At 53.2% G+C, this 12,260-nt stretch carries 11 protein-coding genes; 4 read left to right on the forward strand and 7 right to left on the reverse strand.

The window, feature by feature from the left end; all coding sequences use genetic code 11:
• Positions 1-19: 19 nt before the first annotated feature.
• The 4 genes from OCU43_RS16545 (at position 20) to OCU43_RS16560 (ending at position 4,818) form a co-directional block, all read left to right on the forward strand.
• Positions 20-1,039 carry a TRAP transporter substrate-binding protein gene (locus tag OCU43_RS16545; RefSeq protein WP_091359523.1) on the forward strand — a complete coding sequence of 340 codons (1,020 nt, stop codon included), beginning with the start codon at positions 20-22 and terminating at the stop codon, positions 1,037-1,039.
• 20 nt (positions 1,040-1,059) lie between these two features.
• Positions 1,060-2,511, forward strand: coding sequence for an aldehyde dehydrogenase (locus tag OCU43_RS16550; RefSeq protein ID WP_091359520.1), 1,452 nt, complete (start codon positions 1,060-1,062; stop codon positions 2,509-2,511).
• A gap of 119 nt (positions 2,512-2,630) precedes the next feature.
• Positions 2,631-3,605, forward strand: a complete 975-nt coding sequence (locus tag OCU43_RS16555; RefSeq protein WP_091359518.1) for a ketopantoate reductase family protein — start codon at positions 2,631-2,633, stop codon at positions 3,603-3,605.
• 79 nt (positions 3,606-3,684) lie between these two features.
• Positions 3,685-4,818, forward strand: a complete 1,134-nt coding sequence (locus OCU43_RS16560) for an alpha-hydroxy-acid oxidizing protein (RefSeq protein ID WP_175483546.1) — start codon at positions 3,685-3,687, stop codon at positions 4,816-4,818.
• 458 nt (positions 4,819-5,276) lie between these two features.
• Here the strand turns inward: OCU43_RS16560 and OCU43_RS16565 are convergent, their stop codons facing one another.
• From OCU43_RS16565 to OCU43_RS16595, 7 genes are all read right to left on the reverse strand, one after another.
• A complete protein-coding gene (locus OCU43_RS16565) occupies positions 5,277-6,296 on the reverse strand; it encodes a carbon-nitrogen hydrolase family protein (RefSeq protein WP_091359516.1) in 1,020 nt (339 codons plus the stop codon).
• A gap of 40 nt (positions 6,297-6,336) precedes the next feature.
• Positions 6,337-7,239, reverse strand: a complete 903-nt coding sequence (locus tag OCU43_RS16570; protein ID WP_091359513.1) for a SphA family protein — start codon at positions 7,237-7,239, stop codon at positions 6,337-6,339.
• Positions 7,240-7,334: 95 nt separating this feature from the next.
• Positions 7,335-8,351 (reverse strand): branched-chain amino acid ABC transporter permease, encoded by a 1,017-nt coding sequence (locus OCU43_RS16575; protein ID WP_091359511.1) that lies wholly within the window; start codon positions 8,349-8,351, stop codon positions 7,335-7,337.
• A complete protein-coding gene (locus tag OCU43_RS16580; RefSeq protein WP_091359508.1) occupies positions 8,348-9,214 on the reverse strand; it encodes a branched-chain amino acid ABC transporter permease in 867 nt (288 codons plus the stop codon). Before OCU43_RS16580 ends, OCU43_RS16575 begins: the two co-directional genes overlap by 4 nt.
• 1 nt (position 9,215) lies before the next feature.
• Positions 9,216-9,908, reverse strand: coding sequence for an ABC transporter ATP-binding protein (locus tag OCU43_RS16585; RefSeq protein ID WP_091359666.1), 693 nt, complete (start codon positions 9,906-9,908; stop codon positions 9,216-9,218).
• Positions 9,895-10,671 carry an ABC transporter ATP-binding protein gene (locus OCU43_RS16590; RefSeq protein ID WP_217647446.1) on the reverse strand — a complete coding sequence of 259 codons (777 nt, stop codon included), beginning with the start codon at positions 10,669-10,671 and terminating at the stop codon, positions 9,895-9,897. Before OCU43_RS16590 ends, OCU43_RS16585 begins: the two co-directional genes overlap by 14 nt.
• 12 nt (positions 10,672-10,683) lie before the next feature.
• The gene (locus OCU43_RS16595) at positions 10,684-11,976 is read right to left on the reverse strand and encodes an ABC transporter substrate-binding protein (RefSeq protein WP_091359506.1); all 1,293 of its coding nucleotides are present in this window, start codon (positions 11,974-11,976) and stop codon (positions 10,684-10,686) included.
• Positions 11,977-12,260 lie beyond the last annotated feature (284 nt).

Consider the following 12,260-nt stretch of genomic DNA (forward strand, 5'->3'; position numbering starts at 1 on the left):
CGAAGAAAGGAACATGATAATGACAAAACTATTCCCCAAAATAGCATTAGCGGCATCACTGGCATTCGCAACTGGCGCCAGTTCTGCAACAGAGACTCTGCGTTTTGCTCACTTCTGGCCAGCAACCTCAGCAGTCAACACTGAGGTGTTTGAAGTCTGGGCCAAAACCGTTGAAGAGGCTTCAAATGGTCAGATAAAGATTGATATGTATCCATCGCAAACACTGGTAAAAGCCGCTAAGTCATACGATGGTGCAGTAACAGGTCTGGCAGATATCACCGGTGTGGTTCAGGGTTATTCTGCAGGTCGGTTCCCACTGACAGAGATCGTTGAGCTACCCGGCATTACGGCATCAGCGTCCCAGGGGTCCTGTATTCTGCAAAGCCTGTATGACTCAGGCGACGTGGCTCAGGAATACGATGACTCCCACGTGCTGTTTATGTTTTCCACCGGCCCTGCTTATCTGCACACCCGGGAGAAAGAGGTTAAGGTACCGGCTGATCTTGCCGGACTGAGAATGCGTCGTCCCAATGAAGTTGCCGGCTCGATGCTGGCGGAGATGGGGGCAGCGCCCGTTGGTATTCCGGCACCAGGTATTTACGAAGCGCTGGAACGCGGTGTGGTTGACGGCCTGAGCTTTCCATTTGAAGCGATGAAGATCTTCCGCATTAATGAGCTGACCAACCATCATGTTCAGATCCCGTATGGTAGCAGCACCTTTGTCGCTACAATGAATAAGCGTACCTACGAAAACCTCTCACCTGAGCTGAAAAAGGTTATTGATGATAACAGTGGTATGAAGTGGGCAATGAAGGCGGCCAAAGTATTTAACCGTCTGGATCAGGAAGGTCTGGCCGAGGCTAAAGCTCAGGGGGATACCATCCATGTTGTTAACGATCCGCTGAACGATCCTGAATGGGGTATGCCGCTTAAAAATGGTACTGAAAAATATCTCAGGAATATTGAAGAGCGTGGCGCCACCACCGCCCGTGAAGTGTACAAAAAAGCCACCGAACTGCGTAGCAAGTGCGAAGCATAAAACAAGAAAAGGGTAATCAGATGAACAACATCTCTTTGTTAATCGCCGGTAAAGATCAGCCAGCCACTGAGAATGCAACCTTCCAGCGCTGCAATCCCCTCAGCACTGAGGTGGTTACCGTAGCCGCTGCAGCGACAGCCGATGATGCCAGAGCGGCAGCAACCGCGGCGGCTGCCGCTTTTAAAACCTGGTCCCAGTCAGGTGTTGGCGAACGCCGGGCGAAACTACTCAAAGCGGCTGATATTATGGAGTCCTATCAGGATGAGTTTATTAGCCGGATGATGGAGGAAACAGGTGCAACCCCTGCCTGGGCCGGATTCAATGTCATGATCGCGGCGGGGGTGCTGCGGGAAGCGGCGTCACTGACCACTCAGGTGGGCGGCGAGATCATCCCTTCAAACGTGCCTGACAATATGGCGATGGGTGTCCGTGTCCCTTGCGGAGTAGTACTGGGTATCGCCCCCTGGAACGCCCCGATTATTCTGGGTACACGGGCTATCGCGACACCGATCGCCTGCGGTAACACCGTGGTACTGAAAGCTTCAGAACAGTGTCCGGCCACCCATCAGCTGATCGGTCAGGTACTTAACGAAGCCGGTCTCGGTGACGGTATCGTCAATGTCATCACTAACGCCCCGGAACAGGCGGGTGAAGTAGTAACAGCCCTGATTGAGCATGAAGGCGTGCGCCGTATCAACTTCACCGGCTCTACCGGAATCGGCAAAATCATCGCCGAAACAGCCGCGCGTTATCTGAAACCAGCGCTGCTGGAACTGGGCGGCAAAGCCCCCTTTATTGTGCTGGAAGATGCCGACCTGGATGCGGCGGTTGAAGCTGCGGCGTTTGGGGCCTTTTTCAACCAGGGCCAGATCTGTATGTCCACCGAACGGCTTATCGTGGTTGATTCAGTGGCGGATGAGTTCGCCAGCAAACTGGCTGCCAAAGCGAAATCACTGGTCGCCGGTGATCCGCAGGACAGTCACAATCAACTCGGCACCCTGATCAGCACTCAGGCCGGTCTCAAACTCAACGATCTGCTTGAAGATGCCCTCAGTAAGGGCGCCAGCCAGTTATCGGGTGGCAAGGCTGAAGGTGTCATCATGCAGGCAACCCTGATCGATAACGTCACTTCAGATATGCGCCTTTACAGCGAAGAGTCTTTCGGCCCGATGGTAGCGATGATTCGAGTCAAAGATGAGGATGAAGCGATCCGTCTGGCGAACGACAGTGAATATGGTCTGTCAGCAGCAGTATTCAGTAAGGATATAGCCCGGGCGATGGCGGTTGCCAAACGTATTGAATCCGGTATCTGCCATATCAATGCGCCTACCGTCCATGACGAACCCCAGATGCCATTCGGCGGAGTAAAATCCAGTGGCTATGGACGTTTTGGGGGGAAAGCGGGGATTGAAGAGTTTACTGATCTGCGCTGGATGACTCTCCAGCTTGGTCCAAGACACTATCCCATCTGATCATCGGGTGCCTGGTTAAAGGGTTATCACTGGAGCAAGCCTGCTCCAGTGATATATTGGATCCTGCAATCAGCGTCACAGCGTGCACAAGCTAATGTTAACTTTACCGGAACACGATCATGTCTGATAACCAACCTCATAACACCTCTACAGCCGGACTAGCTGAACAACCCCATATCGCAGTGGTGGGCGCTGGCGCAATGGGCTGTTATTTTGGCGGGCTACTGCTTAAAGCGGGCCATCGGGTCACCTTTATTGATGTAAACCCTGAACAGATAGCAACAATCAACGCTCAGGGACTGATTCTGGAGACCGATGATGGACGCAGTGAGCTACCCGCCACCGCAGCACTGGCCGCCGATGTTAACCAACCCGCCGATCTGGTTATTCTGTTTACTAAAACCATGCATACCGACGGCGCGATGCAATCGATTCAGCATCTGCTGACAGCGGATTCCGTAATCCTGTCACTGCAGAACGGTCTGGGAAATGCGGACAAAATAGCCCAGCATCACGATTTCAGCCGCATTGCAGTCGGCACAACGCTGGTGCCTGCCGACCTTCACAGTCCCGGTCATGTGGTGTCCCACGGCCCATCCAGCTCACGCATGATGGATGCCAACACGCAACACCCGGAATGGGTTGATCACCTGGCAGTCCTGTTCAATGGCGCTGGACTAACCTCAGTACTGGACCCGGATATCCACTCAGTAATCTGGTCGAAAGTAGCCTTTAACGCCGCCCTGAACTCAATCTGTGCCGTGACGGGAGCGACACCCGGACGCATTGCAGAGGTTGAAGATTCCGTTCAGCTGGCACGCAGTGTGGTGCACGAGACCGTTCTCGCCGGTGAAGCGAAGGGGATCACTCTCGATGAAACCCATATCTGGGACAATGTTGAGATGGCGATGCGAGAGCACCCCAATCATAAGCCATCAATGTTGCAGGATATTGAGAATGGCCGGGCCACTGAGATCGACTCCATCAATGGTGCCATTGTCATGGTGGCCACTGAAACCGGTATCGACGCACCGGTCAACAGAACCCTGTGTCAGTTGGTCAAACTGAAACAGCATCTGGCGGTATCCGCCTGACGTTAAACCGCTCTGACAGCATATTCCCGGTAGACGTTATCGTCACTGCGATGAATGGCGACATAATTAAGGAATTACTATGAGTATCGCAGTTCCTATCAAGATCGAGGACTATAGGGAGCTGGCCAAAAAACGCCTGCCACGTATGGTATTTGATTATTTAGACGGCGGGGCCGATGAGGAACACAGCCTGAGCCACAACCAAGTGGCACTTTCCAGCATCCGTTTGACACCCAAACGACTTCTGGATGTCAGTAGCCGTACACTGGAAACTGAGCTGTTCGGTAAGCATTTTGCTGCGCCGTTGGCGATTGCCCCCACCGGGCTGAACGGTATTCTCTGGCCCAAGGGTGATCTTGCGCTGGCACGTTCGGCGGCGAAGTTTAACATCCCCTTTATTCTGTCGACGGCATCCAACAGCTCGATTGAAACTGTTGCTCGCTGCAGCAACGGGGAAAAATGGTTCCAGCTGTATGTGCTTCACAGAACGCTGGCGCAACAGCTGGTGGAACGCGCTTTAAACAGCGGCTATACCACTCTGATTCTCACCACTGATGTGGCCGTCAATGGTTTCCGTGAACGGGATCTGAGAAATGACTTTGGTATACCGGTTAAATATACGCCAAAAGTTATACTGGATGGCTGTCTCCACCCCCGCTGGTCGATGGCCCTGCTCAAGCATGGTGTACCTGAACTCGCCAACTTTAAGACTGCTGATGCCAGTGACACAGAGTTGCAGGCAGCCCTGTTATCAAGACAGATGGATGCCAGTTTTGACTGGCAAGCACTTCGCTGGCTGCGTGAGCTATGGCCCCACACTCTGCTGGTAAAAGGCATAATCCACCCGGACGACGCTGTACGCTGTATCAGTGAAGGTGCGGATGGCGTCATCTTATCCAATCATGGCGGGCGACAACTCGACACCTGCGTGGCGCCTATAGAGACTCTGGCACAGAGTGTTGCGGCAACCGACAAACCGATACTGATCGACAGTGGCTTTCGCCGCGGCACCGATATCGTCAAAGCAATCGCCATGGGGGCTAAGGGAGTACTTCTGGGCCGAGCTCTCCTCTACGGGCTGGCCGCACGGGGAGAAGCGGGCGTCGATCATTCCCTGAGTATGATTTTAGCGGATATTGACCGCACCCTGGCAAACGTTGGTTGTCCCTCCACCTCAGCCCTCACCCCCGATTATATCAAATCCCCCTTCTGACACTTCCAGGCGCGCGCAATAAACGCACTGCAGCAATCATTTCACGAAACCGGTGGACTCCAGATTTCGGTTAGAACCGTTCTGGGCCACCTCAAACGAAGATGACATCTCAACATCGAAGGAAACCACCTGCATTTCGAAGCAGGGCTGATAAGTTGTCTGCCTAACGGTTTATTCAGATGGATTGGAAAATGTGCACTCAACAGTGTAAAGCATAGCGGTTGTTCCCTCTCAGACTCTCGACATTCATGCCATGATACAGATGTCCGATCTCAAAGTGATCTCTCTGTTAGCCTGTATGACAATCAATCCCGGCGATTAAGCCAAAAGATCATCACTAGCGACTAAGACAAAAAAGGCACCTGATCGCTCAGGCACCCAAAGAAAAGGAAATCTAAAAAGACCGGCCGGACAATATTCTCTATTACCGGCCGGGTAAGCTCAGGAGTCATCGTGAATCAGATCTCTGTTGATCCCTCCTCTGTCATCACCTCATCTACAGAGTCCAATGGCATCGCCATATGCTCTACCGGACGCATCCGTCTTTTGTTCAGCAGCAGACGGGTTACGTCGGGGCGTGAATAGTGACCACCCGGATCGATGGCACTTTTCGCCACACCGATCACCCCCAGATCAATATCCGCATAGAGAATACCCTCCTGATCTTCCGGCAGTTTGTCACACAGCGGGCTGCCATCCGGGCCGTAGATCACTGCATGCCCTCCCCCCACATGGATCAGCTCACGCTTATCCGGGGTATCGCACAGCTCATCCTCCATCGCCTGAGAGAGTACCGCACTCGGCGCAACCACAAAGCAGGACCCTTCTACCGCGTAAACCTTACTCACCGCATTATTCACTTCATATCCCAGCGCATGGGCAAACGGCTCATAGGTGGTAAAACTGGGCCAGGAAGCCACATGTACCTGTTCATGCTGTGAGTACATGGCGAATTTATTCAGGGAGAGAATATTCTCCCAACAGTTGAGTGCTCCGATGCGGCCCAACTCCGTTTCATGCACCGCCAGATCACTGCCATCACCTTCACCAAAAACAGTCCGCTCTCCGTGAGTGGGACGCACTTTGCGTCGCTGAGCAATCGTTTCACCGTCAGGTGCGATCAGCCACTGAGCAATATACAGCGTCCCGCCGGAACGTTCTGCCAACCCGATTACCGCCATGATATTGTTACGTCGAACCGCGTCACGGATACGCTCAGCCTGAGGGCTGTCGTAGGTCAGCGCGTTGTCAAAATAACGCTGCACAAAACCTTTCTGAATCGCCCAGGCGGGCGCGCCCAGCCAGATCCACCAGGGATAACCCGGAATCCATAACTCTGGAAATGCGACCAGCTTGGCACCATTGGCAGCGGCCTCATCGATATATTGAATGGTTTTATCAACCGCACCATCCAGGTCCAGAAATGCGGGGGCCGCCTGCACAGCAGCAACTTTATATTTGGGATGTTCGATACCCATCACTCTACTCCTAATTAATTAAGACCCAGTTTCATCAGCTTCAGAATGGAATCGATGTTTTTAAACGGAATGCATAGCCGGATGGACGGTTCTCCACCTCAAACTCTTTTTCAAACTTGGCAGTGAACAGCCAGTTCTTATCATTCATATACTTAACTGATGGGCCGATTGAAAAAGCACTGCCTTTTGAATCCGCCAGAGTGACGCCATTCAGCTCATCATTTTTCAGTTGTTTATACAGGTAACCACTGACCCCCACCGTCCAGTCATTACCCAGGCCATAACCAACAGAGTAATCAACATCAAACTCTGTACCGGTTTTGTAATGGGTGGCACTGTTTTCCTGGTTGAAAATCAGGTTGGCTTTGAAGTCCCAGTTAAGTCCCTCAGGATCGATATAGGACATGGTATACAGAGCGATGGTCGACCAGTAGTTGCGGCCAATATTGACGCCGTCATTCTTATCGTAGTCCCCGGTGGGGGCAACAAAATCAACCCCCAGCACACTGTGAAGGTTTTGCGAATGGTGATGCACAATACCCGGTCCGAAGACTATGTCGCCCAGCCCGGTTTTACGCTCACTGCTGCCCATCGCTTCAACTTTCAGGTCAACCAGTGGAAAAATACCATGCATAACCAGCGTACCGCTGCCGACCTCATAAGGCGTTGACCAGACAAACCGGGGCGCAACAACATTCGCAGACAGCTTGAAATCATCGGGGGTAACGGTATTACCATTGTGATCCAGCACCTTATCGGCACGATACATATTGCCAAACACCAGGGTATAGAAGCCTGGCGGAGGTACCGCTCCCATCAAAAAGTTATCACCACCAGAGGCATAGTTGGAACCGCCCCCTTCAGCCGCCTGAACCGTTGATACAGCGCCCAATAACAGGCTGGCAGCAATCACTGCATGAGCGGAGTATTTGATTTTTTTCATTATGCGTCTCCAATTTTAAGACATAGTTATCCCGTTCCATGCTCATGCATGGAGCCAGGCTGTGTTGTAAAAGGTTTAAGAGAAAACGGGTTTATTCAGGATAAAATCCTGCGTATCCCAAACGGATCAATCTGTTTCCGGCGGGTTATAAGACTCCACGCACCACCCGGTGCAAGCACCATTGTCAGAATGGCGATACACCCCAGTATGATGAAATACCAACTGCCATAGCTGCTGAAACACTCGCGCAACAGGAAGTAGACAATTACGCCAATCAGCGGCCCTTCCAGAGTGCCGATCCCCCCCAGTACAGCGATAAAGATAGCCGCAGCGGTCCAGTTGAGTGAGAAGGTGGCACCCGGGGATACCTGCAACGTATTCATATAGGCCACCGCACCCGCCGTGCCGGTGATAGCCGCAGCAATCACCCAGAGAATCACTTTGGTACGCAGTACGTTAACCCCACTGGCAGACGCCGCCGCTTCACTGTCACGAACACTGAGCAGGGCCAGCCCAAGCCGTCCGCGCATCAGCCACCAGATAACCGCCAGTGAGCCAGCCCCGACCGCCAGTGCAGCCCAGTAAACCCCGGCATTGCGTAACCAGCGACTGATACCGGTCATGGTGGTAAGAGGAATACCACCACCGGCTCCCAGCCAGTCGCTGTTAAGCACCGCAATACGGGCCATCTCCGCCAGCACCCAGGTACCTACCGCAAAATAGGCGCCCCGTAAGCGAAACATCGGTACAGCAAAGATCAGCGCAAACAGTATTGAGACGATGATCGATGCAGGCAGTGCCAGCCAGGGGTTGAGGGAAAAGGTCGTTGAAACCGAGAACATCGCATAGGCTCCGATACCCACAAACACATGCTGGCCCACCGAAACAATACCGCCATATCCGGCCAGCAGATTCCAGGCCAGCGCGATGGCATAGAAAGTAAATAGCTCAACCATCAGTCGCTGAGTCGAATAGCCTGTAAACCAGGGCAACGCAATCAGCACGCCCAGCAATCCCAGCAAAATGATGCTTTTGATCCAGTAGGTTTTATTCACAGCGACCCCAGTAGTGTTTGCAGCAGCGGCAGTCACAGACAGATTTTCAGATTTCATGATTTCCCCCCTTTAAACAGGCCCTGTGGGCGGGCAATCAGTGCCAGCAGAAATACCAGATGACCAAAAAACGGCCCAAGACCAGTATCAATCCGGGCTCCAAACAGCTGAGATACTCCGATAATCAGACCACCAATAAAGGTTCCCCAGAGATTACCCAGCCCACCCAGGACCACAGCTTCAAAGGAAAAGATCAGCCGCTCAGGACCCGATGCCGGAGAGAACGGAGTGCGCATGCCGTAAAGTACCGAGGCGATACCCACGGTCACCAGAATCAATCCGGTCATATAGGCGAACAGACGTTTGTCATTCACCCCTACCAGGCGGGCGGTTTCCTGATCATCAGCCACAGCCCTGACGGCAGCCCCCACCGGGGAACGGTGGATCAGACGGTTGATAAACCAGAACACAGCGATACTGATCGCCGCCGAGATCAGCGGCAGAACGCCGATACTCATACCACCGAGTTCGACACCCTGAAGTGCCAGGTCACCGGCAGGCAGACTGCGGGTATCGGCACTGAACCCCTCCTGTAACAGGTTCTGAATCACAATCGACAGACCAAAGGTCAGCAGCAGCGGCGAGAGCGGATCCCTGCCGACGACGCGGTTAAACAGCACAACCTGCAACAACCAGCCAATCACAAACATCAACGGCAGCAGCAACAGTAACGAGGCCAGCGGTCCAAGATCAGTGCTCATAACAATCACGCTTGAGAGATAAGCGCCCAGAACAATAAAGTCGCCGTGGGCAATATTGATCATCCGCATCACCCCGAGACTCAGGCTCAGCCCCATGCCAAACAGCGCATAGAGTGCCCCGAGTAACAGGCCATTAATCAAAGTTTCGATAAAAACCAGCATATCAAACTCCAAAGTAGGCGTTAGCAACCGCATGATGGTCAGCATCAGCGGCCGGGCCATCGAGCACCACACGCCCTTTCTGTATACAGTAGAAACGATCCGCTTCAGCCAGCGCACGCTGTACATTTTGTTCCACCAGCACCACTGACATGCCGTCTTTGCGCGCCCTGTTCAGCAAGCGGTACACCTCATCCACGGCATAGGGTGACAGGCCGAGCGAAATCTCATCACACAGCAGTAAGCGGGGGTTGGTTACCAGTGCACGGGAGATTGCCACCAGCTGTTGCTGACCACCGGACAGCTCCGTAGACATGCGGTTCTGCACCTCCGCCAGCGCAGGCAGCTCCTGAAACAGCAGCTCGGCATCCCACTTACCAGGACGTCCGTGATGCTGCGCAAGTTCGATGTTTTCGCGCACCGTCAGACTGGGAAACAGTCGCCGCCCTTCCGGCACCAGAGTGACTCCCCGGGCAAGTTGCTGACGTTCAGACTGCCCCCCCACCGGCTGACCTTCAAACAGTACACTTGCGCTATCGACCTTTAGCGCGCCAACCAGTGCACGCATCAGGGTGGTTTTACCCGCTCCGTTAGCACCGATCAGGGAGATACACTCGCCCTCTTCCACCCTCAGATCGACATCGAACAACGCCTGAAACAGACCGTAATACGCCGACAGGCTGTTAACCTCTAACATCATCACCTCCCGCGTCGGCTACCACCGAGTCCGCTTCATCATCTTCAAGATCAGAACCGAGATAGGTTTCACGCACCGCAGGCACATCGAGCACCGCTTTCGGAATACCGTCGGCAACAATCTGCCCCTCTGCCAATACCACCAGTCGTTCAGCCACCGAAACCAGCGCATGCACCAGGTGTTCAATCCATAACACAGTGACACCGCTTTGATTGATCGACACAATCAACTCCAGTAACTCACCAACCTCGGCATCCGTAAGCCCACCGGCAACCTCATCCAGCAGTAACAGACGCGGTTGTGTCGCGATTGCCCGTGCCAGTTCGAGGCGTTTCCGTTGCAGCAGGGTCAGCGTATCCGCCCCATTATTGGCTAGCGTCAGCAAACCGGTCTTTAGCAAAGCAGCTCGGGCAGACTCGCGCGCTTCCTCACCGTGAAGACCAGCACCAAACGTCGCCGATACCAGGGTATTTTCATAAACTGACAACCCCAGAAAGGGTTGGGGAATCTGGAATGTCCGTGCAACTCCCCGGTGACAGCGTGCCGCAGCATCAAGTCCGGAGAGATTCTCCCCCGCCATCTGAATAGAACCACTATCCGCCACATGCTCACCGGAAATAACGCCAAACAGGGTTGACTTACCTGCACCGTTAGGCCCGATAACGCCGACAAATTCACCTTCATTAACCGTAAGGCTCAAGCCGGGAATAACCACGTTTTTCCCATACGCCTTACGGATATCAACCATCTCTAAAATCATCATCCCACCCTGCAATCAAAGCGCTTCGAATGGTCGTTCGATGGCAATTTCCGGTGCGGTTTTATTATCCGTAATAAAGATCTCAGGCTTGCCGTCCTCTATCCGCCACTGCCCACCAACAACACGCATACTGGATACGTTTTTTGCCGGGCCATGACCGAAATCGAGCTTGCCTATGACGGTGTCCAGCTGCATGTTCCGGATAGCATTCGCCACCGCCTCGGGGTCTTTCGGATTACCACTGAGTTTGAGTGCCTGAACACCCGCCTCAAACAGAGCGTGTACCACACCAATTGGCTGGGTCCAGGTGCGCCCGGTTTTAGCCTGATAATCGGCCACCAGTTCCGCCGCAGACTGGCCTGTCAGACTTGAGTTGAAGGGATAGGCAGGAGACCACCAGATCTCAGTGGACATGCGGTCAGCGGACTGGCCCAGAGCAGCAACGCCAGAGGGAAACAGCAGCGCTTTAGCGGGAGTCATCACTTTTGGCTTAAACCCCATCTGCGCGCTCTGCGCCACAAACGTGGCCCACTCTGGCGGATTGAAAAGACCGGTAACGACCTCTACACCATCCTCTTTAAAGGCCTGGATATGAGCAGTAAAATCATCTGCTCCCACCGGGAAGTTCCCCACTTCATGAAGTTCAAAACCTGCGGCCTTAAACACCGGGGGCATACCATGTTCGGCATTTCCCAGCGCCATCCCCGGCACATCATTTGACCAGACCATACCCACTTTTTTATTGGTCGGGATAGCGTTCCAGAGACCGGTATACACCTCAGCGATATCAGCAACACCCCAGAAGAAATGAAATGCAGATTGGAAACCCACATCAGGTTTTCCCCCCATTGGAAACATCCATGCTTCCCAGGGCCCCATGGTGCTGATGCTGGGAACGCCGTTTAACTCGCATTGCTGCGGGACATTTGGACCGATCGCCACCTGAGACAGCATCAGATCCACCTCTTCACCATTGATCAGATCCGCAGCCTGGTTTGATGCACGATCGGGACTGCTCTGGTCATCACGTACCAGAATCTCAACATCGTAGTGTTTGCCACTGATGGTCAGGCCGTCTGCCAGCAGGCCGCGTACCTGATCAATAATATAATCATCTGCTTCGGCAAAGGGTGAAAATGGCCCCGACTGGGGGCTGACATAACCAATTTTGATAACATCTGAGGATGCCATCGCCTCCAGTGAACTCAGCATAGATGCGGCGACCGCCAGGGCCGCTGCTGACTTCAGGAAGTACCGACGCCCCACTTTGGGGAGGTTTTGCAATTTTTCTTTATTATGGTGCTTCATTCCTACTCACTCCGGTCTGTTTAACTCTCTGAATGGCGCTGTTTGCTCCATCTGATGTCTATTAAGCTACACCTGAGTGCAAAACTGATCTTGTGCAGCCCGGAGAGTTTTCTTGGTCAGAACGGCACTCTTGGCTGAGCAGGAACCAAACATTTGCCATACCGGAAACAGGCTTTTAAACTGATCTGAAAGGGATGATATTTATCAATAGAACCGTCATGGGTCTCTAATAGGGGAACAAATATTGCATTCAATGAGGACGTAACATAACCAAGATCAGTGCT

The sequence above is a fragment of the Amphritea atlantica genome, assembly GCF_024347255.1.
Classification (GTDB): domain Bacteria; phylum Pseudomonadota; class Gammaproteobacteria; order Pseudomonadales; family Balneatricaceae; genus Amphritea; species Amphritea atlantica.